At 67.5% G+C, this 24,640-nt stretch carries 25 protein-coding genes; 3 read left to right on the top strand and 22 right to left on the bottom strand.

Features of this window, described 5'->3' with window-relative positions:
- Positions 1–9: 9 nt before the first annotated feature.
- From lepB to C8271_RS04300, 18 genes are all read right to left on the bottom strand, one after another.
- The gene (gene lepB, locus C8271_RS04380) at positions 10–585 is read right to left on the bottom strand and encodes a signal peptidase I (RefSeq protein WP_106506268.1); all 576 of its coding nucleotides are present in this window, start codon (positions 583–585) and stop codon (positions 10–12) included.
- A 29-nt stretch (positions 586–614) separates the two neighbouring features.
- A complete protein-coding gene (gene rplS, locus C8271_RS04375; RefSeq protein WP_106506267.1) occupies positions 615–965 on the bottom strand; it encodes a 50S ribosomal protein L19 in 351 nt (116 codons plus the stop codon).
- Between the two features lie 275 nt (positions 966–1,240).
- Positions 1,241–3,400: a hypothetical protein gene (locus tag C8271_RS04370; RefSeq protein WP_106506266.1), complete on the bottom strand. Its 2,160-nt coding sequence runs from the start codon at positions 3,398–3,400 to the stop codon at positions 1,241–1,243.
- Positions 3,397–3,984 carry an ABC transporter ATP-binding protein gene (locus tag C8271_RS04365; protein WP_138774522.1) on the bottom strand — a complete coding sequence of 196 codons (588 nt, stop codon included), beginning with the start codon at positions 3,982–3,984 and terminating at the stop codon, positions 3,397–3,399. Before C8271_RS04365 ends, C8271_RS04370 begins: the two co-directional genes overlap by 4 nt.
- Before the next feature lie 83 nt (positions 3,985–4,067).
- Complete coding sequence (locus C8271_RS04360) at positions 4,068–4,421, bottom strand: hypothetical protein (protein WP_138774521.1); 354 nt, start codon at positions 4,419–4,421, stop codon at positions 4,068–4,070.
- 190 nt (positions 4,422–4,611) lie between these two features.
- Positions 4,612–5,343: a tRNA (guanosine(37)-N1)-methyltransferase TrmD gene (trmD, locus tag C8271_RS04355; protein ID WP_245920881.1), complete on the bottom strand. Its 732-nt coding sequence runs from the start codon at positions 5,341–5,343 to the stop codon at positions 4,612–4,614.
- Positions 5,340–5,945, bottom strand: coding sequence for a ribosome maturation factor RimM (gene rimM, locus C8271_RS04350; protein WP_106506263.1), 606 nt, complete (start codon positions 5,943–5,945; stop codon positions 5,340–5,342). Before rimM ends, trmD begins: the two co-directional genes overlap by 4 nt.
- Entirely contained in the window at positions 5,942–6,886 is a 945-nt protein-coding gene (locus tag C8271_RS04345; protein ID WP_106506262.1) for a hypothetical protein, read from the bottom strand. The genes rimM and C8271_RS04345 overlap by 4 nt, the downstream gene beginning before the upstream one ends.
- A gap of 1 nt (position 6,887) precedes the next feature.
- A complete protein-coding gene (locus C8271_RS04340) occupies positions 6,888–7,130 on the bottom strand; it encodes an RNA-binding protein (RefSeq protein WP_106506261.1) in 243 nt (80 codons plus the stop codon).
- A 1-nt stretch (position 7,131) separates the two neighbouring features.
- Positions 7,132–7,611, bottom strand: a complete 480-nt coding sequence (gene rpsP, locus C8271_RS04335; protein ID WP_106506260.1) for a 30S ribosomal protein S16 — start codon at positions 7,609–7,611, stop codon at positions 7,132–7,134.
- A 217-nt stretch (positions 7,612–7,828) separates the two neighbouring features.
- The gene (locus C8271_RS04330; RefSeq protein ID WP_106506259.1) at positions 7,829–8,938 is read right to left on the bottom strand and encodes an amidohydrolase family protein; all 1,110 of its coding nucleotides are present in this window, start codon (positions 8,936–8,938) and stop codon (positions 7,829–7,831) included.
- Positions 8,939–8,988: 50 nt separating this feature from the next.
- The gene (gene ffh, locus C8271_RS04325) at positions 8,989–10,575 is read right to left on the bottom strand and encodes a signal recognition particle protein (RefSeq protein WP_106506258.1); all 1,587 of its coding nucleotides are present in this window, start codon (positions 10,573–10,575) and stop codon (positions 8,989–8,991) included.
- 115 nt (positions 10,576–10,690) lie between these two features.
- Positions 10,691–11,242, bottom strand: coding sequence for an NADPH-dependent FMN reductase (locus C8271_RS04320; RefSeq protein WP_106507877.1), 552 nt, complete (start codon positions 11,240–11,242; stop codon positions 10,691–10,693).
- A gap of 133 nt (positions 11,243–11,375) precedes the next feature.
- Positions 11,376–12,869, bottom strand: coding sequence for a signal recognition particle-docking protein FtsY (gene ftsY, locus C8271_RS04315; protein ID WP_106506257.1), 1,494 nt, complete (start codon positions 12,867–12,869; stop codon positions 11,376–11,378).
- Positions 12,870–12,993: 124 nt separating this feature from the next.
- Entirely contained in the window at positions 12,994–13,161 is a 168-nt protein-coding gene (locus tag C8271_RS13835; protein ID WP_170957801.1) for a hypothetical protein, read from the bottom strand.
- Positions 13,162–13,309: 148 nt separating this feature from the next.
- Positions 13,310–13,735 carry a nucleoside-diphosphate kinase gene (gene ndk / locus C8271_RS04310; RefSeq protein WP_106506256.1) on the bottom strand — a complete coding sequence of 142 codons (426 nt, stop codon included), beginning with the start codon at positions 13,733–13,735 and terminating at the stop codon, positions 13,310–13,312.
- 98 nt (positions 13,736–13,833) lie between these two features.
- On the bottom strand, positions 13,834–14,280 hold the full coding sequence (locus C8271_RS04305; protein ID WP_106506255.1) for a DUF4233 domain-containing protein: 447 nt from the start codon (positions 14,278–14,280) through the stop codon (positions 13,834–13,836).
- Positions 14,277–15,647 carry a bifunctional folylpolyglutamate synthase/dihydrofolate synthase gene (locus C8271_RS04300; protein WP_106506254.1) on the bottom strand — a complete coding sequence of 457 codons (1,371 nt, stop codon included), beginning with the start codon at positions 15,645–15,647 and terminating at the stop codon, positions 14,277–14,279. Before C8271_RS04300 ends, C8271_RS04305 begins: the two co-directional genes overlap by 4 nt.
- Before the next feature lie 364 nt (positions 15,648–16,011).
- Between C8271_RS04300 and C8271_RS04295 the strand changes: the two genes are divergently transcribed.
- Entirely contained in the window at positions 16,012–16,866 is an 855-nt protein-coding gene (locus tag C8271_RS04295) for a hypothetical protein (protein ID WP_106506253.1), read from the top strand.
- A complete protein-coding gene (locus C8271_RS04290; RefSeq protein WP_138774520.1) occupies positions 16,863–18,431 on the top strand; it encodes a WXG100 family type VII secretion target in 1,569 nt (522 codons plus the stop codon). Before C8271_RS04295 ends, C8271_RS04290 begins: the two co-directional genes overlap by 4 nt.
- 26 nt (positions 18,432–18,457) lie before the next feature.
- On the opposite strand, the gene C8271_RS04285 is transcribed toward C8271_RS04290, so the two are convergent.
- Both C8271_RS04285 and ileS read right to left on the bottom strand, forming a co-directional pair.
- Positions 18,458–18,781, bottom strand: a complete 324-nt coding sequence (locus C8271_RS04285) for a hypothetical protein (RefSeq protein WP_106506251.1) — start codon at positions 18,779–18,781, stop codon at positions 18,458–18,460.
- Positions 18,782–19,153: 372 nt separating this feature from the next.
- The gene (ileS, locus tag C8271_RS04280; RefSeq protein ID WP_106506250.1) at positions 19,154–22,450 is read right to left on the bottom strand and encodes an isoleucine--tRNA ligase; all 3,297 of its coding nucleotides are present in this window, start codon (positions 22,448–22,450) and stop codon (positions 19,154–19,156) included.
- A 387-nt stretch (positions 22,451–22,837) separates the two neighbouring features.
- Between ileS and C8271_RS04275 the strand changes: the two genes are divergently transcribed.
- Positions 22,838–23,110, top strand: coding sequence for a 2Fe-2S iron-sulfur cluster-binding protein (locus C8271_RS04275; protein ID WP_106506249.1), 273 nt, complete (start codon positions 22,838–22,840; stop codon positions 23,108–23,110).
- Positions 23,111–23,255: 145 nt separating this feature from the next.
- Here C8271_RS04275 and C8271_RS04270 read toward each other — a convergent pair whose 3' ends face one another.
- On the bottom strand, positions 23,256–23,573 hold the full coding sequence (locus tag C8271_RS04270; RefSeq protein WP_106506248.1) for a hypothetical protein: 318 nt from the start codon (positions 23,571–23,573) through the stop codon (positions 23,256–23,258).
- Between the two features lie 275 nt (positions 23,574–23,848).
- On the bottom strand, positions 23,849–24,619 hold the full coding sequence (locus C8271_RS04260; protein ID WP_106506246.1) for an SDR family oxidoreductase: 771 nt from the start codon (positions 24,617–24,619) through the stop codon (positions 23,849–23,851).
- Positions 24,620–24,640 lie beyond the last annotated feature (21 nt).

Genomic DNA, 24,640 nt, shown 5'->3' with positions numbered 1-24,640 from the left:
CTGACGGTGTCACCGGGAACCGGCGCGCGGGAGCGGCCAGATCACACCGGCAAGTTGGCCAACGACGCGTCCCTCGGGCACCATGCCACCGCCGGGAGCGCCCAGCAGGAAGCGAGAATCGGTGGAGTCGGCACGATTGTCACCCAGCAGGAACAGTGAACCCTCGGGCACACGCAGGTCGAATCGGATCCGGCTCGGTTCGGTACCGGGTGCGAGGTATGGCTCGGCAAGCGGCTCGTCGTTGAGGATCAGGTTGCCGTCGTCGTCGCAGCAGCGGATCGAGTCGCCGCCGACGGCGATGACGCGTTTGACCCAGTAGCGGGAGCCGTCCTCGGCGGAACCGAAATACCCGGAGCCGTCGAAGACGACGACGTCGCCGCGGCGGGCGGTGCCGCGGGTGCTGCGGTCGGCCAGGATCACGTCGCCGCTGCGCAGCAGCGGGGCCATCGACTCTGAGGGAACGGTGAACGGGCGGACGACGAACTGTCGCACTGCGACCGCGCCGAGCAGGAGTGCGAGCACGCAGACGGCGGCGATCACCCATCGGGTGGATCGCCGCCGTGCGGAATCTGATCGGGACGTCATGGGCGCCCGGTGTCAGAGGCTCGGGCCTCTCAGGAGTGCGTGCGCTTCTCCTTGATGCGAGCCTTCTTGCCGGTGAGGCCGCGCAGGTAGTACAGCTTGGCGCGGCGCACGTCACCGCGGGTGACGACCTCGATCTTGTCGATGGTCGGGGCGTGGACGGGGAACACACGCTCCACACCGACGCCGAAGGACACCTTGCGCACGCGGAAGGTCTCCCCCACGCCGTGCCCCTGGCGGCCGAGGACGTAGCCCTGGAAGACCTGGATTCGGGAGCGGTTGCCCTCGATGACCTTCACGTGGACCTTGACGTTGTCGCCAGCGCGGAAGTCGGGGATGTCCTCGCGCAGCGATGCCTTGTCGAGCTCGTCGAGCTTCTGCATGATGCTTCTCCTGCTCTCCGCCTCAGGTCGGACAGCGTGTTCAGCGGGCCGGGGCCCTCGGTGAACGTCACGTGGCCGGCATCGGCGGCGCGCCCGATGATGCCGGTGTGCTGGGCCTCTGGCGGCGACTCCGATCGCCACGGACCTGCCCGGCCGCGTTGTGCGCGACTCCCCTGAGGCAGAGCCACGCGCGGCATGCACAGCGATCAAGTATGCCGTGCGCGCTCACGTCGCGCCACATCCAACCCTCGTGACAGGCGTGGTCGTGCCTGACATCACCGTTCGGACCGTTCTGAGCCGCTGCGGAAGCTGCCCCGCCGCGCTTCTACCCGGGCACGCCGACGCACCACCGCAGTGCAGCCGAGTGCGACGAGGATGGCGAAAGCCGACACGGACAGGGCGACGAGGAGTACGTCACCGGCTCTCAGAAGTGTCAGACCGATTCCCTGACCGAAGCCTCCAGCCGCGATGCCGAGCGCAACAGCGAGCACGAACCCGATGATCGCGGGAATCGCGAGCTCCCACCGGATCACCTTCCACGCCACATGCTCGGGCAGCCCGATGCGGAAGAGGACCGCCCGTTCGTCGACAGCGCGCAGCGAGCGATCCGCCACATCGCGGAAGAACGCCGCCGCCAGCACCAGCGCGCCAATGCCAAGCAGGTGGCCGTACCATTCCGTGAGGTAGTTGTGGACCGGGCCCCTGAAGGGCGCCGCGACCGACAGGCCCGCCCCTGCCGGGGCCAGTGCTCGGAACACATCCATGGATCGAGTCCCCGTCGGCGCGATGACCAGCGCCGAGGACATGGGGCGGGTAACCTCGCGAACCGGGATCGGCCCTGTGTAGTCCTCCGGCAGATTTCTCGGGTCCTCAAGTGCCGACAGGCAGACGCGGGCATCGAGCTGAAGCGCGGCGATAACGTCGTCGCGGCAGCCCTCGGCCGCGACGACTTCCCTGCTCTGGTCATCCATTCCCAGCTGGAGGAGCTCTAAGCCGGCGGCGTCAGCGCGCGCAGCGACGGCTCGCGCGGGAGCGGCCCCCTCCTCGAGCCAGACCACGCTTATCGCAGCTGTGCGATCCGGTGATTCCTCCTGACTCGCTTGACGAGATGCGATCAGCGCAAGTGCGAACGTTCCCAGCACGATCATCGCCGCGAGCAGAGCCCCCACCCGAGCTGCCGTCATCGGTGCGAACGTCGCGCGGGCCAGCGCGATGCGCAGCTCGGGCCAGCGCGGCCGGGGCACACGGAGAAGCACAGCGCGCACGAGCCACGGAAGTCCCCACGGGAGAGACAGCATTCCCACACCGACGCAAAAGAGGAAGATATTCGCCCGCACCGCGGCATCCATGCCGTCGTTCCACGGAGACTCGAGTAGCCCCAGGAGGCAGATCACGACGGCGAGCACCGCCGCACCGTAGGGCCGACTACGCTCCGGGCTCGCCGGGTTCCGCCGGCGCCTGCTCCGTGCGGTCTCAATCGCGGATCCGGTGATCGAGAGCAGCGCGACGCCGACGATCCAGCCGAGCACCACCACCCATGATGCAGTCAGCTCACCGATGGCCACGGCTGCCGGCGCCCCCGGAAGCTCCGAGATGGCGCTCGCCCCCAGCTGCCAGAGGAGACTCGCGGCAAGCGCGCTGGGCACCGTCAGGCAGAGGTCCTCCGCAGCTCGGAGACGTCGAACCGCGGCTCGCGGGATGCCGAGCCCTTGCAGGATACGCATCCGTTCCTGGCGGTGGGTCGAATGCATGCTCAGGGCGCTGATCTGCACGATCGATGCCGGGACCACCAGCATGATCAGGAGGAGCGGGAGCAGCTCTCGCGGCGCAGGCAGCGGCGCGTCCAGATCGAAATACGCAGCGCTATCAGGATCGGCGGTTCCTGGTGCATAACCCGCGAAGGGGAGCAGCTGTGCCCTGTCACCCAGAGAGTGCTCAGAGCCTACAACGATGTAAGCGAAGAGCTCATCGGGCCCGCCGAGGCCATCGGCCCCGATGATGCCCGGTCTCCCTGACGTTGCCGTGCTTGGGACGAACCCCAGCGACTGGGCCGTCATCCCTCTATCAGCGAGAGCCGGCGAGACAGCGGCCTCACCTGGCTTCGGGAAGGAGTCGAAGCCCGGGGGCACTCCGGGGTCGGCCTGCGCTGAGGACTTCTCGACCCACAGGATCGGGAACTGCTGCGCGTCGATCTCGCCGAAGCTCTCCGAGATAAACAGCTGCGCGTCGGCAGCTTCAGCCGCCCACTCGGGCATGCGGTCGCTCTTGCGCTGCTCAGCGGCCGAGGCCCCATGCCAGAGCCCGGCGGCATACAGGACTGTGAGTGTCGAGAGGACAGTTGTCAGGATGATGGACCATCGGCGCCATCTCGTTCCCGGGTACTGCGATAGCGCGAATCTCCACGCGAATCGGTACGGGCGAAGCGATGTGGTCATGCGTCGCCCAGCCGCTGAATCTCGTCGCACTGGTCGGCGATGAAGGGATCGTGGGTGGCGAGGAGGCATCCGACTCCTTGCGAGGCGCTGAGCTCACGGAGGACATCGAACACTCTCTGCGCCGAACGGCGATCGAGCGCCGCCGTCGGCTCGTCGGCGAGGAGGAGTATCAACCCGGGCCTGCTGAGTGCCCGCGCGATCGAGACGCGCTGTGCCTCACCCCCGGAGAGCGAGTCCACGCGCTGATCCTCGTGGCCGTCGAGCCCGACCGCGCTGAGCAGCTCTCGCGCGCGTTGAGTCGCCGTGCTGGCAAGGGCACGGTCGAAGACGAGAGGGAGCTCGACATTCTCGAGGACGGTGAGTTCAGGGAGCAGGTCGGGCTGCTGCTGAACGCTTCCGATGGATTTCCACCGCAGTGCCGCTCGTTCACGGACCGTCAGCGAGTTCACAAGGCTGCCGCCGACAGACACAGACCCTGCCGTCGGATCACTGATGCCCAGGATAACTGACAGGAGCGTGGACTTGCCCGACCCTGAGGGGCCCATCAGTGCGCAGATCTCACCCGACCGAATCGTCAGGCTCACTCCTTCTGACCCTCGCCCGATGTATGCATGGTGGAGCCCCTCGATGACGAGGGGCTCCACCGAGACTCGCGCTGTCACAGGGCTCAGATCGCCTTACCTGTTTTCGTGTTGATCCACGGCCCATAGGCATCGGGACGCACCGCGATCTCTTCGACTACTCGATGCGACCTGATCGTCGCGGATGTCGACGTGGATACGGATGTATCCCATCCCTTTCCGTTCACGAGCTTCTTGACGGCACTATCACCGCTTTGCCGCCACTCACCACGGACTGGACGCTTATCATTCTCACCGTCATACACGGTGATCGATCGCACTGTGCTGGGTACACGCGTATAGTCACCTCCCTGCCATGAGGTGGACGTGACGTATGCGTGGGCAGGCGCAGCACTCAGTGCAGCGCCGAGCAGCACAGTGATGAGAATCTTGCGGGACATCGACATTGACATCTCCTCCTTTTCGTACTTGCAGGGATGACCAGGATATCCACACACACACCACGGCTACCCTCAAAGGGCGGAACTTCACCAGCGGTACCAGCACTTTCGAGGGAGACGCTTACCAGAACGTACGAGCCGACCGCCGTCCATGCGATGCATCGGACATATGCCGAACGTTGCGTGAGCGTCAGCGCTCGAGCAGATCCGGCCGGCGCTCGGCCGTGCGCTGCTGTGACTGCTCGGCTCGCCAAGCGTCGATACGGGCGTGATTGCCGGACAGCAGCACCTCGGGCGCTTCGCGTACCGTGCCGGCGGGATCGGTCCAGCGCGCGGGCCGCGTGTACAGCGGATATTCGAGCATCCCGTCGCTGTGGGACTCTTCAACCAGGCTCTGCGGATTGCCCACAACACCGGGCACAAGCCGCACCACGGCCTCGGTGATGGCGAGCACGGCAACCTCACCGCCGTTCAGCACATAGTCACCCAAGGAGGTAAGCGCCACGCGGCGCCCCGCGTCGGCCAGGTGCTCATAGACCCGTTCGTCAATGCCCTCATATCGGCCGCAGGCGAAGATGATCCACGGCTCATGCGACCATGCCTGCGCGGTGGGCTGGGAGAACGGCTCCCCGGCGGGGTTCGGGAACACGATCAGCGGTTCTGCATCCGCATCGAGCGCGCACTGCCCGTCGGCGATCACGGCGGCGAAGGCTTCCGCCCACGGTTCAGGCTTCATCACCATGCCGGCGCCGCCACCCAGAGGCGTGTCATCCACAGTGCGGTGCCGGTCATGCGTGTAGTCACGCAGGTCATGCACGTGCACGGCGAGCAGGCCGTCGCGACGAGCCTTCCCGATCAGCGACAGTTCCAGCGGCGCGAGGTACTCGGGGAAGACGGTGATGACGTCGAGACGCACAGTCACGCCCGCCCAGCGGCGTCGTCCGCATCCACGGCACGGGATGCGATGTCACGATCGGCCACAGCATCGGCTGCTTCGCCTGCCACATCGTCGAACAGGCCGCCGGGTGGATTCGCATGGATGATCCCGGCTTCACAGTCGATCTCGGGCACAAGCTGCTCCACGAACGGCAACATGACGCGTCGCCCGGCGCGCGTGCGGACGATCAGCAGATCCTGCGCAGGATAGTGCTCGAGGTCCACCACCGTACCCAAGCGCCCACCACCGGCGTCGTGCACAGCCAGGCCGATCAACTCGGAGGGATACCAGGCATCAGGGTCATCCTCCTGCTCCTGATCACGGTCCACGGCGAGCTCCAGATCAGTGCCGCGCAACTGCTCAGCGGCGGTGCGATCGGTGATCTGGGCGAAACGCGCGTACCAGCGGCCCTGCTGCACGCGGGTCCCCGACACGGTGAGCTCGCCACCGGGTGCGCCGGGCGCCGAGAAGGTTCTCCCGGCCGCGAGGCGCTCCTCCGGCTGATCAGTGCGCAGGATGAGGGAGACCTCGCCACGCAGACCATGAGCCTTACCGATCGTGGCCACCACGACCTCGAGCGTGCTCACACAAGCCCCCCATCCTCATCGTCCTGGGTGCTCGGCTCGACCTCGTAGCCCGCTGCGCCACAGGCGACGGCCAGTTCATCGAGGGGGCCCTGCAGTCCATCGGAGTACATGTCGCCGCCGATCGCGTCCTGGAACGGCTTGCGGATGGATCCAATGGCGTCAGCCACCGCGGAGTCATCGACAGCGGCGGCCTCGCGTGCGAGCAGCTCATCGGTTGCGCGCACATCGTCCATCCTGTCGGAGGGCACAGACTTCGGGCTGCGGCCGACGAGTTTGAACATGTTGGAGGTCAGCACGTTCGCATTGGCGAAGTGCGTCAGGGTGCCGGGAGTGTCAATGATGTCGGCGCAGACCAGTGCGGCAGGCTTCGTGCCATCCTCACCGGGTTCATGGGCCCACGCCGCAGCGACAGAGGTCGAGCTGCAGGCTGCGGCCACGCCGTCCCAGGCAGCACGGAACGCCTCACGGTCGGCGTCCTTGCCCTTCTCGGGCTCGGTGCGGAACCAGTCGGCGAGTTTCGCCGCTGCCTCGGCGCCCTTGCCGGTCACGTCGGCGAACGCGTCCTCTATGTCATCACCCGTGATGGCGTAGAAGAACGGGTCCTCCGCGCCGACCTCGGGCGCTGTGGCGGCGCGGTCGAGAACATCCCGTGAGAGCGGGGTGCGGTAGGCGGGATCGCCCCAGAAGTCTGCACAGGCCGCCTCAAGGGCAGGATCCGTGGTTACGCTCGGCGACGCCTCAGCGCTTCCATCATCCGAACCGCCGTCCGAACCTCCCGACGCGGGGGCGCCTGGGCCGCAGCCAGCGATCAGGAGGGTGGCAGCGAGCGTCGCGAGCCCAGCGCGGGTGCGATGACCAGCAGCACCGGTGCGTGGGGCGACATGCCGCGAGCGGCGCTGCCGGGCAGCGCCGCTCGCGGATGCGGACAGGGTGATGCGCACCTCAGCGCCGATCCGTGTCCACGATGTCCACGCGGACGTCGTCGTCGGACAGGGCGGAGGTCACGGTGCGCAGAGCGCGTGCAGTGCGACCCGAGCGACCGATCACGCGCCCGAGGTCTGCGGGGCTGACCCGCACCTCGAGCAGCGGGCCACGACGGGTCGACTTCTCCGTCACGCGTACGGCGTCGGGGTCATCGACGATGCCGCGCACCAGGTGATCCAGAGCTTCGGCGCGTGCGCTCATCTCAGGCCTCGTCGGTGGACTCGGCGTCGCCACCCTCGGCCGGAGCCTCAGCCTCAGCGGACTCCTCGGCGGACTCGTCCTCAGCGTTCTTCTCCGCCTCGGCCTCAGCCTTCGCCTTGGCAGCAGCCTCGCGGGACTCGGCAGCGGCCTTGTCGGCAGCAGCGATGCGGTCCTCAGCGGACTCCTTGGCCTCGGCGGTCTTCAGGGAGCCGGAGGCGTCGCCCTCGCCGGTGAACTTCTGCCAGTCACCGGTGACCTTCAGCAGCGCGGCGACCTGCTCGGTGGGCTGCGCGCCGACGCCGAGCCAGTACTGCGCACGCTCGGAGTTGATGTCGATCACGGAGGGGTTCTCGGTGGGGTGGTACTTGCCGATCTCCTCGATCACGGCGCCGTCGCGCTTCTTGCGCGAATCGGCGACGACGACGCGGTAGAACGGTGCACGGATCTTGCCCATGCGCTTCAGGCGGATCTTGACGGCCACGGGTGTGGACTCTCCTTCAGGAACGTTCGGGTGAGCTCCGCCGCTGCCTGTGGGGTGATGCGGGCGCTGGCGTTGCTCGCGGTGTCGCACTCCGGCGGGTAGAGGGCCGGCCGGGGCACATACAGCGGTCGATTATGCCAGGGCCGCGGGGTGCTGACCAACCCGTCGGCCGTGTGCGGCGGGGCACATGCTGGCGCAGCGCCGTGCCGTCACGGCATCAGCCGACCACGACGCTCCCGCGCAACACAACGTGCGTGAGATCCCGCAGGGCACGGTGATCCTCGCGCGGGTCACGCGGGACCACGAGCAGGTCTGCTGGGGCGCCGTCCTCCAGGCCGGGCACGTTCAGGAAGCGGCGTGGCTCCCAGGCGGCAGCGGTGAGGATCTCAGTGGCCGTGAGGCCCGCTGTCGCCAGCTCGTCGAGTTCGTCGTGGATGATGCCGTGGCTGAGCACTCCCCCAGCGTCGGTGCCGGTCAGGAGTTTCACGCCCGCGTCCAGGGCATCGCGGGTGCGTTCGAACCGCTGCTCGCGCAGACGTCGCATATGCGCCGAGTAGGTGGGGAACTTCTTCTCGCCCTGCCGGGCGTAGGTCTCGAAAGCGTCAACGTTCACCAGCGTGGTCACCACCGGTACGTCGGCATCGGCGGCGCGAGCAATGGTGTCTGCTGTCAGCCCGGTCGCATGTTCAAGGCAGTCAAAGCCCGCGTCGAGCAGCAGCGGCAGGGTCTGCTCAGCGAACGTGTGCGCGGTGATGCGGGCGCCGTGGTCATGGGCGGCCTGGGCTGCAGCAGTGAATGTGTCCGCGTCCCAGCATGGGGAAAGGTCGCCGACGGGGCGGTCGATCCAGTCCCCCACGAGCTTCACCCAGCCATCTGAGCGCCCAGCTTCCCGGGCGACAGCACGGGGCAGATCCTCTGGCTCAACCTCATCGGCGTACCCGATGAGGTAGCGGCGCGTGCGGGCCAGGTGACGTCCACAGCGGATCAGACGGGGCAGGTCGTCCTGCTGCTGCAGCGGGGAGTTGTCGATGATCGAGCCGGCGTCGCGGATCAGCAGCACCCCGGTGTCGCGGTCGGTGAGCGCCTGGGCGCGGGCTTCCGCCAGGCTGATCCCACCGCCGCCATCGCCGATGCCCAGGTGGCAGTGCAGGTCCGCGAGCCCGGGGACCACTGCACCGTCGATCCGACGCACCTCGGTACTGGCCGGCAGGTCGGGCCGCTCATGATGGATACGGCCGTCGTGAACCCAGGCCTCGGACAGTTCGTGGGTTTCGTCGACCAGGATCGGGCCGGTCAGATGCAGAACAGGCGGGGCGGCGTCGCTCATGGGACCATCCTCTCAAAGGCCCCGTCGGCCCGTTCCACAGCCCGTCACACTCACTTGCCGAGCATCTTGCGCATCTCCGGCGGCAGCTGCGAGAGATCGAGATCGGACAGATCCCCCATGCCGCCTGCACCGGCGCCCGCACCGAAGGCAGAGCTCTGGGATTCCTTTGCTTTCTTCTGCGCTTCAGCGAGTTCGCGTGCGGCCTTCGCGGGGTTCTTCGACTTCGCTTTCTTCTTCCCACCGGAGGGCGCCTGCTGGCGGCCGCGGGACTTCTTGCCGAAGCCCATGCCGGGCCCGCCGGGCATCCCGGGCATGCCACCCGGCCCACCTGCCATGCCGCGGCCCATCTGCTTCATCATCTGCTGCGCCTGCTTGAAGCGATCCAGCAGCTGATTCACGGCCTGCACGGTGGTGCCGGAGCCCTTCGCAATACGGGCACGACGGGAACCATTGATGATCTTCGGGTCATTGCGTTCGGCCGGAGTCATCGAGCGGATGATCGCCTCGACGCGCCCCAGCTCGGACTCATCGAAGTTCTCGATGGCCTCGCGGTACTGGCCCATGTTCGGCAGCATGCCGAGCATCTTCTTGAGCGAGCCCATCTTCTTGAGCTGCTGCATCTGAGCGAGGAAGTCATCGAGCGTGAAATCCTCACCGGAGGCCAGCTTCTGCGCGGCCTTCTGCGCTTCCTTCTCATCGAAGGTCTTCTCCGCCTGCTCGATGAGGGTGAGCACGTCACCCATATCGAGGATGCGGTTGGCCATGCGGTCCGGGTGGAAGCGCTCGAAGTCGCCGAGCTGCTCACCGGTGGAGGCGAAGAGGATCGGCCGCTGGGTGACGCCGGTGATCGACAGCGCCGCACCGCCGCGTGCATCGCCGTCGAGCTTGGACAGGACCACGCCGGTGAAGCCCACGCCGTCGCGGAAGGCCTCCGCCACGCGGGCGGCGTCCTGACCGATCATCGCGTCGACCACGAACAGGATCTCGTGAGGACCGACGGCGTCGCGGATATCCCGCGCCTGCTGCATCATCTCTTCGTCGACGCCCAGGCGGCCGGCGGTATCGACGATCACCACGTCGTGCTGTTGGAACTGGGCGGTGGATACGCCATTCATGGCCACCAGCACCGGGTCCCCCACGCCGTTACCTGGCTCGGGGGCGAACACCGGAACACCGGCGCGTTCGCCGACGATCTGCAGCTGGTTGACGGCGTTCGGACGCTGCAGATCGGCCGCGACCAGCAGTGGGGTGTGGCCTTCCTCGCGCATCCAGCGGGCGAGCTTGCCCGCGAGCGTGGTCTTACCCGCGCCCTGCAGACCGGCCAGCATGATCACGGTGGGCGGGTTCTTGGACCAGTGCAGTTCACCGGTGGCGCCACCCAGCACCTCGACCAGCTCAGCGTGGACGATCTTGACCACCTGCTGGGCTGGGTTGAGTGCCTTGGAGACCTCCTCACCGAGCGCGCGTTCCCGCACGCGACCGGTGAACTCGCGCACCACGGAGACGGCGACGTCAGCGTCCAGGAGGGCGCGGCGGATCTCGCGGATGGTCTTGTCGACGTCCGCCTCCGTGAGGCGGCCGTGACCGCGCAGCCCTTTCAGGGACGCTGTGATGCGGTCGGAGAGGTTGTTGAACACGGAGTGTGAGTCCTTCAGGTCGGTCCGGAGGCGTGACGGCAGTCCTCGGCGGCGGCCAGTGTATCGATGAGGCGTCGCTCCTGAGAGGCGGGGAGGCCCACCTCTCAGCCTCTGCTCACTTCCCTGCGCGCAGAGATGCTGAGGCGATGAGCTGTTCCAGCAGGGTGTCAAGGGCACCGCTGCTGCGCTCAGTGGGGGCGATGGCGCCGTCGTCGAACTCTGTGAACAGATTCAGCGCGACCTGGCTGCGCACCACGTGCATGTTGAAGTTCGCCAGGATCTGGCGCCACTGTTCGACGGCCCGCACGCCGCCGTCGGCCCCGTACGACACCAGCGCAGCCGGTTTGTTCTGCAGCTCACCGCTCAGCCAGTCGATCGCGTTCTTCAGGGCACCGGGCACACCGTGGTTGTACTCAGGAGTCACCAGGATCAGCGCATCACAGGCATCGATCGCGGTCGACCACCGCTGCACGGACTCGTACGGGTACTGTGCGCCGAGCGCGGCAGGGGGCGTGGGTGTGTCAACGAACGGCAGGTCGAAGTCCGCGAGCGCAAGCACCTCGTGGTCGACGTCGGCGCGGCGTGCTGCGGCATCGGCCACCCAGCGCGCCACGGTGGTGGCCAGGCGCCCCTCGCGCACGGATCCTTCAACAATGCCGATCTTCATGAGTCCTCCGGGCACGGCGATATCGGCGAGCTGGCAGCCCACCTGTGGTTGAAATATTGAGCTCCAGTGTAGGGCCTGGCTGAACTCGGTTCCTGTCAGCGACAGCGCATCTGTGCTGCAGGTGCAGGTCGCCTCACGCGTCGAGCAGGGCGTCCACGAAGCCGTAGGCGTCGAAGGGCGCGAGGTCATCCATGCCCTCGCCCAAGCCCACCATTTTCACGGGCACTCCGAGTTCACGCTGCACGTTCACCACAATGCCGCCCTTGGCGGTGCCGTCCAGCTTGGTGAGCACAATGCCGGTGATATCCACGGCCTCGCGGAAGACACGAGCCTGCTGCATACCGTTCTGGCCAGTGGTGGCGTCGAGCACGAGCAGCACCTCAGCGACCTGGTCGCCATGCAGACCCTTCTCTGCAACGCGCCGCACCTTGCCCAGCTGATCCATCAGGCCCTTCTTGTTCTGCAAACGGCCAGCCGTGTCGATGATCACCACGTCGACCTCCTGCTCAATGCCCTCCTGGACGGCATCGAACGCGACGGATGCTGGATCTGCGCCATCACGATCGGAGCGGACGGTGTCCACGCCCACCCGAGACCCCCATGTGGCGAGCTGGTCGGCGGCCGCGGCACGGAAGGTGTCGGCAGCGCCGAGCACGCAGCTGCGCTCTTCGGCGACGAGCACGCGGGCGAGCTTGCCCACTGTGGTGGTCTTGCCGGTGCCGTTGACGCCGACCATGAGGATCACCGACGGCACCTCAGTACCGTCCGGGGCGGTGCGTCGGCTGGCCGCCAGACGCCGATCCAGCTCCGGGTCGACGATGCGCACCAGCTCTTCGCGCAGCACCTCGCGCACGGCGGCCGGGTCGGAGGTGTCGAGCACCTTCACGCGGCGCCGCAGGTTCTCCATCAGTTCGTCGGTGGCATCGGGGCCGAGGTCAGCCAGCAGGAGCGTTTCCTCGATCTCGTCCCACGTGCCCTCGTCAACGCTCCCGGAGGTGAGCAGGGTGAGCAGGCCACGGCCCAGGGCGCCTGAGCGGGAGAGCCGCTCGCGCAGACGCAGCATGCGGTCGGTGGCGGGCTCGGGCTTCTCCAGCAGCGCGTCTGCGGGCTGTGCGGGGTCAGCCTCAGCCGCTTGTTCTGCGGCTGTCGGTTCCGTCGTCGTTGCCTCGCGGGCCGCCGGTTCCTGCGCCGACGGGGCCTCAGGGGTGGCCGTCTGCGCATCTGTCCCCGTCTGCGCGGGCACAGGCGCCGCGGCGTCACCGGTCTGCGCCTGGTCGTCCGGTTGCTCCCGCACCGTCGATTCCGCCGACGGAGCCGACGACGCGGACGTCTCGGGCGCGGTGAGGGCCGCATCGGCGTCGGGCTGCGCCGTGGGGCGCGAGGGCGCCGACAGGGTGTCGGACCAGGTCGGGGCGGCTGGCCGCTCAGCAACCGCTGTCCCGGTCGAGCGCTGCTGCCCGGATGTGCTGGCCTGGCCGGTCTGTTCGGTGGTCTGCGAAGTCGTGGAGCTGCGGTCACCATCGGACCGCTTGGAGCGCCCGCGCACATAGGCCCAGGCGCCCGCGCCCAGGATCGCGACGCCGCCTCCGGCTCCGGCGATCAGGGCAAGGAGTTCATTCGGATCCACGGGTCACCTCCGGGGTCGCAGGAGCCGACGATGCGGCAGGGCCACAGGCCAGTCTAGGCAGACAGGCCAGGGCGGTCACCGCCGGGCAGTAACGGCCGCAGGACGGGCCGACGGGCGGTGCGGTTCAGTTCCTGGTGCGCGAGCTGTGGCGCGAGTCGGGACGGAGGTGGGCGTCGTCTTCCTCGCGCGCCCGCCGCAGATGAGGCAGGGCGACCAGCAGGAGCAGCCCCAGTGCCACGGCGAGTGCGAGCACCAGGAAGAGCCCTGTGATCACGAAGATGCCTGTCCCCATGACTCCATTGTGCACCGCATCCCGTCATCCACTGTCAGGTGCCGCCCAGGCGACGGCGCGTCCGGGCACACATGAGGGAGTAAGAGGCGAAGGGCGGGATGTCGCCCAGGGGCAGGTGCGGTGAACGGTCCTGTGCGGGCGAGTGGCCTCAGCCGAGTTCGGGGAACCAGATGCCGATCTCGCGGGCGGCCGACTCCTGCGAGTCCGAGCCGTGCACGAGGTTCTGGATCACCGGCAGATCCCACTCGCGAGCCAGGTCACCACGGATCGTTCCCGGAGCCGCCTGCGTCGGATTCGTGGCGCCGGCCAGGGAGCGGAAGCCCGCGATCACGCTCTGGCCCTCAAGGACCAGGGACACCAGCGGACCCGAGCCCATGTACTCGACCAGACCGGGGTAGAAAGGCTTGCCCTCATGCTCGGCGTAGTGTGCAGCGAGCTCGTCGGCGGTGGCGGTGCGCTGGGACAGGGCGATGATGCTGTACCCCTTGGCTTCGATGCGGCGGATGATCTCGCCGCGCAGGGCACGCTCGACGGCGTCGGGCTTGAGCAGGACCAGAGTGCGTTCAGTCGTCATGGAGCCAGGGTAGACGGAAGCGGAGGAACGGTCTGCGTTCGTTCTCAGCGAACCAGGGCGAGAGCCCGCAGCGGCTCGAAAGCGCGCGGGCTGCTCGTTCAGCTCCCCTCGCCGTGCTCGGCGTACCAGCGTGCGTCGATCGCGTCCTTTTCCGCGTCGAGCGTGTGCCCCTTGTACACCCCGTAGATGTACAGGGCAGCGAAAGCGAGGCCAAGCCACCACATCATCGGCACGATCAGCCCCATGAGGACCAGCGGGATCTGCAGCACCATCCCCGCGATGTACGCCCAGGGGGTGCGCCGCAGCATGCTCGCAGCCCCCACCAGGGCGATCGCGATCCCCATGCCGATAACCCACGTGGTCGCGCGGCTGTCCGCGCTGAGCTGGTGGGCGACCAGAACGGCGAAGAACACCACGAAGGCTTCGACCACGAGCGTGGTCGCAGAGAACATTCGTTGCGCGGCGGCTTTGCGTGAGGAGGGGTGCAGGATCCGCCCGATGCCGTGCGGGCGGGGCTGCGTGGGGGTGGTGCGTCGGGCGCTCATCCGTCAACCTCCAGGCCCAGCAGGTCACGCACGTCGGCGGCGAGGGTCACAGATCCGGCGGCGACCACGCCGCCGAACTGGTCACCATCCGCCTCAGCCAGATCCACGGCGGCCTGGATCGCGTCGGGCAGGCTCGCTGTCTCTGTGACCCGGTCCTCGTCGCCGAAGACGTCGCGGGCGAGGTCCGCAAGCTCATCGGCGGGGATCGCACGCGGTGAGGAGGAGTTCGTGATCACGACGCGGTCCAGGAGCGGTTCGAGAATCGCGAGGATCTGCTCGGCATCCTTCTCCTGCAGCACACCGATAAGGCCGATGGTGCGGGTGAAGCGGAAGTTCTCCCGCACGGTGGCCACAAGCGACTCGGCTCCGGCGGGGTTGTGGGCGGCGTCCACAAGGATGGTGGGGGCCTGGCGCACAACCTCGGCGCGCCCCGGCGACGTGACAGATGCGAGGGCTGCGCCGAGCATGTCGCCATCGAGCGGGTCCTGCCCGCCGCCAAGGAACGCTTCGCAGGCGGCGATGGCCAGAAGTGCGTTGTGCGCCTGATGCTCGCCCAGCAGCGAGAGGAACACGTTCTCGTAGCGGCCGGCGATCCCCTGCACAGTGAGCATCTGCCCGCCGACGCCCGGGGTGCGCGAGAGCACGCCGATCTGCTCATCCTCCTGCGCAACCTCACAGCCGAGTGCGCGAACGCGCTCATACAGCACGTCATCGGCGTCAGCGAAAGGCTGCGCAGCGAGGACAGCGATCGCCCGCTCGGTGAGGATCCCGGCTTTCTCCCCGGCGATCTGCGCGATCGTGTCGCCCAGGAAGTCCTGATGGTCCATTCCGATCGGGGTGATGACGGCGACGTCGGGATCAGCCACGCCGGTGGCATCCCAGGTGCCGCCCAGGCCGGTCTCGATCACGGCGACATCGACCGGTGCGCTGGCGAAGGCCTGGAAGGCCATGGCGGTGAGGTACTCGAAGAAGGTCAGGCGAACACCGCCGCGCTCGAGCTGCTCACGATCAACAACCTCGGCGAAGGGTTTGACGTCCTCGTAGGCCTGAATGAAGGCGTCCTCGTCCACGGGCACGCCATCCACAGCGATTCGTTCGACGGGCGAATGCAGGTGCGGGCTCGTGGTGCGGCCGGTGCGCAGTCCGGCTTCCCGCAGGATGCGCTCAATCATGCGGGCGACGGTGGTTTTGCCGTTGGTTCCCGCGATGCGGATGGAGCGGTAGGAGTGTTGCGGGTCGCCCATCAGCTCCATGACCCGCCGGATTCGGGAGAGGTCCGGCTCGATCCGGTTCTCCGGGGCGCGCTCCAGCAGCGCAGCGTAGACCTCGCGCATCCGCGGGGACATCGACGGTGCAGATCGAGGCATCGACACTCCTGGTCACAGTGATGGGACACAACGATGGTAGCGATCATGAAGCCTGCACAGGATGCCGGATCCTCGTGTGGGCACGCGCGCGTCCGCCCCGTCATCGTGCACCTACCGTCGTCTTCCTCCCCAATGCGACTCGTCCACGCCCATCGGGCAGTCGCTGCACGCGCCCTGAGGCCTGTATAGCGTCGTCGCAACGAACAGACGGTGGGAGAACGGACGGACGACATGCCTCACACAGTCGCCCGATGGGGGCAAAGACAGCGCGCTCGGTGCAGGCGCATTCGCGTCGATCTGATCGGGATGCTGCCGCGGCATCCGGCTGTCTCAAGCACATCAGCATGGGGAGTACTGCCCATGGGTGATCAGCATCAATGTCACTACGCTCGTTGTCATCCGCCGACACGGTCGCAGCGCTGCGATCGGCCGACCTGAGATCTGGGGGAACCTCTCGATGATCAATCATCTGTCTCTGCGCGATGCCGTGCTACTCGCGCGCGACGCGGGTGCGGATCCCGCTGACCTGAACCCCATATGGGGCCCGTATCTTCCCGAGCGGGCTCATCCAACCCCCGCTCCCCCGGCAGCCACCTTCGCGGACGTTCACCTCGTGATCCAGGCACTGACCGCCCCGGCCGTGCTCGCATTCAGCGTGACCAGTGCGGGAAGCACGCAGGAGATCCGGATCGCGTGCAGCGAAGACGCAGCCGTGAGCATCGCAGGTCCACCCAATGCTGGTGCGCGCTGGGAGCTCATCCCTGCGCAGGAGGTGATGGCGTGCCTGTCGGCGCTGCTGCCCAGCGGCGGACGATTGGCGGCTGCGGCCGAGATGACGACCGTCGCTGACGACCAAGCGCTCGCTTTCACTGCTGCCCAGCAACAGTCGATCGCACGCAGCCTGCGTGCCGGCGCCACCGTCACTGATGCGCTGGATGCACTGGACGAGGTCGATCCCCGTCTGAGGGACGCGATGCTCAGCACCGCAGACCGCGCGATTCTTGCCGTGAGCATGATCAACACGACGCCGAGCCCTGGAGACGCGGCGCGCATGGCGATGGTGCGGCGCTGGAACGCAGGGAATCTGAGCCTGTACCGCAGTGATAGCGCCCGCCTCGTGGACGGTGTGCATCCCGTTCCTGACGGCGACGTGCTCGGCACGCTCATTCCGATCGCTGCAGAAGCGACTCGAATCGGCGCGGGGAGGGCAGCGGCATGAGTGCGTTCTGGGGAATGAACCCGGAGCAGGTCCGCGAGCACGCTGATACCTGCACATACGGGATTGACCGGCTCGACACGATGCGCGGCACGCTCGAGGGGATCGTGCGTTCTGTCTCCTGGACGGGACCGGACCACGATGAGTTCGTTGCCCGATGGGACGAGATCTCTACCGGCATCCTTGCGGCTGCCGTTACAGATCTACAGGCCAGGGCAGACCGCCTGCGTATCGAAGCCGATGAACAGGACGACGTTTCGGCAGAGGGAGGCGGCTGGTTCAACCAGCTCGTCGAAGCGGTTGCAGAGGCTCTGGACCGGTGGCGTGAGCGTCTGACCGAGGCAATCGACCAGATCGGCAACGGCGTTCGCGATGCGTGGGACGCAGCGACAGATTTCGTCGGCGGACTGATCAGCGACGGCATCGGCTGGGCGTCGGACCGCATCGACGATGCGATCGACTGGGCATCGGATCGTATCGGCGAGGCGAAGGATTGGTGGGCCAGTGACCCGCTGAATCTGGACCGGCCGTGGATGGAGATCCTCACCGATGAGATTGCGCTCCCCGTCCTCGAAGGCGCCGATGCCGTAGTGCGCGGTGCAGGGGATCTGTTCGGCCAGGATTGGGCGATCATCAGTCAGCAGCCCGAGGTCGAGGTCGGTGATCCCCGGCAGGTCACTGACCAGCAGGCACCGCAGTCCCTTGAGGATCTGATTCTCAACAATGACGAGACTCGCCGAACCATCGCCACCGAACCGCCGCACGAATACAACGACTCTGCTGAGGCTCAGGTGCGGGTCCAGACGATCCGTGGTGAGGACGGCGTGGAGCGGTACATCGTGCACGTACCGCCTACCCAAGGCGCCGATCTCCCGAGCGGTCCAGGCGATGCCTGGGACAGGCTGCAGCAGTACGACTCCCAGGGGCAGCCCTTCGGCTGGCCCAACAACATCTACGCGATGGCGGGTCGGGAGAACTCGGGGGCCAACGCAGTCAAGGAAGCGATGGAGGCAGCCGGGGTCCCGGCCGGGGCGGACGTCATGTTCGTCGGTCATTCGCAGGGTGGTCTGGTGGCCTCGCAGCTCGCTGGCGACCCCTCATTCAACAACAGCTCCGGGGAGCCAGGTTCGTACAACGTGACCGATTCCTTCTCCGTGGGCTCGCCTGTGCAGACGAATCGACCTGCGCAGGACTCGACCCAGGTCCTCAACATCTCGCACACGAAGGGGGCCGAGCACGGAGGTGACTTCGTCCCGGCCCTCGATGGGGGCGGTCGTTCATTTGCGAATCCCGGCGGACATCCGCGGCCGAATGTTCACGACATCGAGTTCGGCACCCCGACGCCCGCGTATCCGGTGGATTCGGATATGCATGCTGCGCACGAATCCGTTCAGCGCGACCCGAACAACCTTGCCACGATCGATCCCCATTCCGGCTACTACGGCACGGTGGCGAACAACGGCGACCACCCCGCGCTGCGTGCCCAGCACGACCGGGTCGACGGACGCTACATCGGGCCCGGGGTCCAGATCGTCGACGATGTCGTGGTGGATGCCTGGCGAAAGTAACGGGCATCCACAGTGAGCAGGGATTGTCAGTTCAGGCCGTATCGGTCGTAGAACATGCCCACGGAGATCGGGGTGTTCTGATCCGCACCGATCCACTCGCGCGGCGTGAAGGTGGAGCCGTCCTCGCCCTTCGCTGACATGCCCGTGACCTCGCGGGCGCCGTCCCCCTCATCAAGATCATGCACATAGGTGATGACGATGCGGAACGCCTCGTCGAACGTCTTCTCAAGCTCGTCACGACCCACGTCACATGAGATCGAGCCCCCAAGGGTGCGGCGCAGCCCCCCGCCGCCCCCGAGGGATACATCGCATGAGGTCACGCCATCGATCGCTTCAACGTCCTTGATCATCTGCTGACGTCCGTCTCCGCGGCTGCACCCGGCGAGAAACCCAAGAATCCCCACTGCTGTCCACCTCAGAGTTGTTCGTCGCGCGGTCGCCGTCTCACAGGTCCCGGATCTGCCGATCATCGTCACCCGCCGTCCCTGCTGCGTCTGCTCTGCGCCATACGCCACCTCGCTTGCTCGTGCTGGCGGCTCTGCCGCTCACGCGAGCTCAGCATGTCACACGTCACACCCACGGTGGCTCTGTCCACAGAACACGTGGCTGCGCTGTCGCATCCGCGCGGTTCCGGATCGCCTACCCTCGTACAGAGGGTGACACGACAGGGGCCGACAATGGCACGACGGTGTCGGCTGATCCCGACCGAACGCCGTCGAGCGTCAGGCCTTGGCGACCGACACCGTCACCGCACCGCCCGTGACCTTCTCGGTCGCCGCATGTGCACCATCCGCCGGTGCCGCGGGCACCTGGACGTCCACGGCAAGCACCTCGCCAGCCACCAGCTCCTGGTGAGCGGCGACCGCAGCGACAACGGACTCGTCGCCGTCCACGGTCAGGCGGATGCGGTCGGAGACATCCAGGCCAGCATCACGACGGGCCGACTGGATCGCGCGGACCACATCGCGGGCGGTGCCCTCAGCCTCCAGCTCGGGCGTCACCTGCGTGTCGAGCACGATGAAGTCGCCGCCGCGCAGCACACCGATGGCACGTCCCTCGGTGTCGGCACCGGAGCCGGCCACCAGGTCGAGCGTGTACTCGCCCTCCACGAGCTCAATCCCGCCGGCGGTGACGGTGCCGTCCTCAGCCACTGACCAGTCGCCGGTCTTCGAGCCCTTGATGACCTGCTGCACCTGCTTGCCCAGACGGGGCCCGGCGGCACGGGCGTTGACCACCAGTCGCTGCTCGACACCCATGTGCTGAGCCTCCTCCCCGGCCACATCCAGCAGACGCACGGCCTTCACATTCAGCTCATCGGCGATGATCGCTGCGAAGGGCTCCAGCAACGCCGGCTCGTGGTGGACCACGGTCAGCTCCGCGAGCGGCAGTCGGGCGCGCAGACCCTCCTTCTTGCGCAACGCGTTGCCGGCCGAGGCCACCATCCGGACCTGTTCCATCGCAGCGACGAGCTGCTCGTCGGCTGGGAACTGCGCAGCATCGGGCCAATCGGTCAGATGCACGGAGCGTCCGCCGGTCAGCTGCTTCCAGATCTCCTCGGTCACCATCGGCAGCAGCGGGGCCGCCACCCGCAGCAGCGCCTCGAGCGCCGTGGCGAGCGTGTCGATCGCCTGCTCGTCGCCGGCCCAGAAGCGGTCGCGGGAACGCCGCACGTACCAGTTGGTGAGCATCTCCAGATGCACCTGGATGGTCTGGGCGGCGTCGGCGATCCGCAGCTCGGTGTAGGCGGCGTGCGCCTCCTCGATGAGCATGCGGGTGCGGGCCAGCAGGTACCGGTCCATCACGTCGTCGGCCTCGTAGCGGGTCTGCCCCTGGTAGCCGAGCGGGCGCCTCTCAGCGTCCTTCTCGCCGGCGGCGTTGGCGTACATCGCCAGGAAGCTCCACACGTTCCACAGCGGCAGCACAGTGGTGCGCACGGCGTCGCGGATCTTCGGCTCGTCCACGATGAGGTTGCCGCCGCGCAGGATCGGCGAGCTCATCAGGAACCAGCGCATGGCATCAGCGCCGTAAGCGCGGAACATGTCACGCACATCCGGGTAGTTGCGCAGCGACTTGCTCATCTTGTTGCCGTCCTCACCCAGCACGATGCCGTGGCAGATCACGTTCGAGAACGCGGGACGGTCGAACAGTGCGGTGGCCAGCACATGCATGGTGTAGAACCAGCCACGGGTCTGCCCGATGTACTCGACGATGAAGTCCGAAGGGTAGTGCGATTCGAACCACTCGACGTTCTCGAACGGGTAGTGCACCTGGGCGTACGGCATCGAGCCGGACTCGAACCAGCAGTCCATGACGTCGGTGACGCGGCGCATGGTGGACTGCCCGGACGGGTCGTCCGGGTTCGGGCGGGTCAGCTCGTCGATGTAGGGGCGGTGCAGGTTCACCTCGCCCTTCTCGTCGCGCGGCAGGGTGCCGAAGGCTTCCTCGAGTTCCGCGAGGGAGCCGTACACCTCGATGCGCGGATGGTTCGGGTCATCGCTCTTCCACACCGGGATCGGGGTGCCCCAGTAGCGGTTTCGCGAGATCGCCCAGTCACGAGCGCCCTCCAGCCATTTGCCGAACTGGCCGTGCTTGACGTTCTCCGGCACCCAGGTGATCTGCTCGTTGAGCTCGAGCATCCGCTCGCGCTGGTCGGCGACCTTCACGAACCAGGAGCCGACGGCCTTATAGATCAGGGGCGTACGGCAGCGCCAGCAGTGCGGGTAGGAATGCTCGTAGGAGGCCTCCTTCATGAGGCGGCCGTCGGCCTTGAGGTGGTTGATGATCGGCCGGTTCGCCTCGAAGACCTGCATCCCGGCGATGTCGGCGAGAGCCGTGTCCGCGAAGTAGTCCAGGAACTGGGCGCCCTCATCGACGGAGACGATGACGGGGATGCCATAGCTGGCGTTGACCTTCTGGTCCTCCTCACCGTAGGCGGTGGCCTGGTGGACCACGCCGGAGCCGTCCTCGGTGGAGACGTAGTCGGCGACGGTGACGATCCAGGCGTTCTGGGTGCCCCACTTCTCCCGATCGGCGGAGTAGACGTCCCACAGCGGCGTGTACTCCATATGCTCGAGCTCGGCGCCGGCGTAGGTGCGCTCCCCCGCCGCGGCGAGCGCCTGCTCACCGTCCTCGTAGCCGAGCTCCTTGGCGTAGGCGCCGACGAGCTCGGCGGCGAGCAGGTAGGTGCCCTGCCCGGACGCGGTGCCGTCGGCGGCACCTGCAGGGCCGGCCGGCAGCGTCACGTAGGTGATCTCGGGGCCGACGGCGAGCGAGAAGTTCGTCGGCAGAGTCCACGGGGTGGTGGTCCAGGCCAGGGCCTTCACACCCTCGAGCCCGAGCTGGCGGGCTTTCTCGCCGACGAAGGGGAAGGTGACGGTGACGGACTGGTCCTGGCGCTGCTGGTAGACGTCGTCATCCATGCGCAGCTCATGGGAGCTCAGCGGGGTCTGATCCTTCCAGCAGTACGGCAGCACCGAGTGGCCCTCATAGGCACGGTCCTTGTCGTACAGAGTCTTGAATGCCCACAGGACAGACTCCATGAACGGCAGATCCAGAGTCTTGTAGTCGTTCTCGAAGTCGACCCAGCGAGCCTGGCGCGTGACGTAATCCTCCCACTCCTTCGTGTACTTCAGCACGGACTTCTGCGCCGCGGCGTTGAAGGCACCGATGCCCATCGCCTCGATCTCGGACTTCTCGTTCATGCCGAGCTCGCGCATGGCCTCCAGCTCAGCCGGCAGGCCGTGGGTGTCCCAGCCGAAGCGGCGGTCGACCTTCTTGCCGTCCATGGTCTGGAAGCGCGGGACCACATCCTTGACGTACCCGGTCAGCAGGTGCCCGTAGTGCGGCAGGCCATTGGCGAAGGGAGGGCCGTCATAGAAGACGAACTCTTCGGCGCCCTCGCGCTGGGCGATGGATGCGCGGAAGGTGTCGTCCTTCTCCCAGAAGGCGAGGATCTTCTCTTCGACCTGGGGCAGGTTCGGGGACGGGACGAGCGGGTCTCCAGTGACGGGGTAGACCATGAGCGGGGAACCTCCGGCGAGGGTGGGCGGGCGCTGCGTGCCCGAGGACGCGGTCGCTGCCGATCGGCGGCGCTGGCGCGCGGTACCACCTCGGTTGACTCCCCCGTCGTCGGCTCTGGGCCGACGGGGAGGGGTCCCCTTGTTCCTCAGCTGTGACGGGCTGGTCCCGGCGGGTTCTACTGGGCCTTGATCGCGCTCGCGCACGCCTCGAGCTGTTCTTCCCGCGGCTCACCGGTGATGGCCGGGTCGATGCCGATGCGCCGAGTCTAGCCCCTGCCCACCGATCGAGGGGAAGCCGGTGTCCTCTCCCCCACAGGTCCTGTTGGAACGCGGGCCCGTCGTGCGATGCTGTTCCCCGTTCCGACGCGCATTGCAGGAGGAGTCATCATGTCGCTGTTCGGCGAGCCGTTCACCGCGAAGTGTCTGAAGTCCGGGATCACCGTCGAGGTGGCGGAAGGCCAGTCGCTCCTGCAGGCACTGCTCGATGCCGGTATCTCGATGGATTACTCCTGCGAGGGCGGCGTGTGCGGGACGTGCGTTGTGCCGCTGGTCTCTGGCGAGGTGGAGCACATGGATGAGTTCCTCATGGAGGACGAGCACGACACGCAGATGACCACGTGCGTCTCGCGCGGCGTCGGCGAGATCGAGATCGATATCTGAGCCGGCCCTATCAGCTCAGCAGCGAGCCAGGCACAGCCATTCCGAGCTCGCTGTGCATGTCAGCGCTCCCGCCGTCGCCGACGGCGCTGGAACCGGTCGGGCAGCAGGAACCACAGCACCTCGAACAGCAGGTCGATCAGGAACGTCACCGCTCACCACTTCCGAGAGCAGGCCCGGTGAAGGCCCAGGCGACCCCGAGGATGAGGACGTTCAGCATGCCGACCCCGAGCGTGACCGGCCAGGGCAGCGACGGCCCCAGGACGAGCAGCACCAGCAGCAGAATCGTCGCGAGAACCAGCAGCACCGGGAACAGCATGTCGCGGCCGGTGACGGCCGACGGGCTCGTACGCGATGCGCGGTACCCGCGCTCCTCGGCCGTGCGGCCGGTGCGGGAGGTCGGCACGGTGGCTACGCGCGCCACGCGGTGCCCGCGCGAGGTGAGGGGGATCTCTCCGGTGGTCATCGGGCCTCCTGCCGTCATCGTGCGCTGCGGGCCCGTCATCGAACCCTCGGTGCGATGCGGCTGGGCCGCATCGACGAGGCCCACTTTCCTGCACGCGGCACGGATCAGGCATCAGGCTCGGGTACGGAGGGATCCCTGACTTTCGTCGGGGTCACGACCATCCGGGTCGTCCGACGGGCCGATGCCGGGCCGTCCCGGCACGCACCGGTCTGCGGCCCCTTCCCGAGAGCTGAGCTGCTGCCCACGACCGCGAGCGCGCCGCAGTCCGCCTGACGTCACAGCCCGCGGTGGCGCGCGACCTTATGGTTCGCAGCCTGGGCGAGTGGTCGGATGGTCACGAGGTCCAGCACCACGTGATGCGGAGCGTTCACGGCGTACGCGATGACATCGGCGCAGTCCTCAGCGGTCAGAGGACGGTCCACTCCGTCGTAGACGGCGTCGGCGGCGGCACGGTCCCCGCCGAGCCGCACCAGGGAGAACTCCTCGGTGCGGACCATGCCGGGGGCCACTTCGATGACCCGGATCGGCTCGCCGTTGAGCTCCAGGCGCAGAGCGTCGGCGAGCATGTGCTCGCCGGCCTTGGCGGCGTTGTATCCGGCGCCGCCCTCGTAGGCGGCCTGAGCCGCGGTCGAGGTGAGCAGCACGATGTCGCCGCGCTCGCTCGCCCGCAGGGCAGGCAGCAGTTCGCGGGTGACGCGGACGGCACCGAGCACGTTCGTGTCGTACATGCCCTGCCATTTGTCCAGATCGGCCTCGGCCACGGTCTCCACGCCCAGCGCCCCGCCAGCGATGTTCACCAGCGCATTGAGGCGGCCGCCGAAAAGGTCATCGACCCTCGCACGAAGCGCGGCGACAGACTCGTCACTGGTGACGTCGACCTCGAGCACCTCGCAGCCGGTCTGGGAGGCGAGATGGGCGAGGCGGTCGCCGCGACGGGCGACAGCGAGGACCCGCCACCCGTCGGCGGCGAGGCGAGCGGCGGTGGCGCGGCCGATGCCCGAGGAGGCACCGGTGACGACGGCGGTGAGCGGCGCGGCGGTGGTCATGGACGGAGCCTACGGCGTCGA

Origin of the sequence: Brachybacterium timonense (assembly GCF_900258505.1) — a bacterium.
GTDB lineage: Bacteria > Actinomycetota > Actinomycetes > Actinomycetales > Dermabacteraceae > Brachybacterium > Brachybacterium timonense.
The sequence above is the reverse complement of the archived record's forward strand: the minus strand, read 5'-3'. Positions and strand labels throughout refer to the sequence as shown.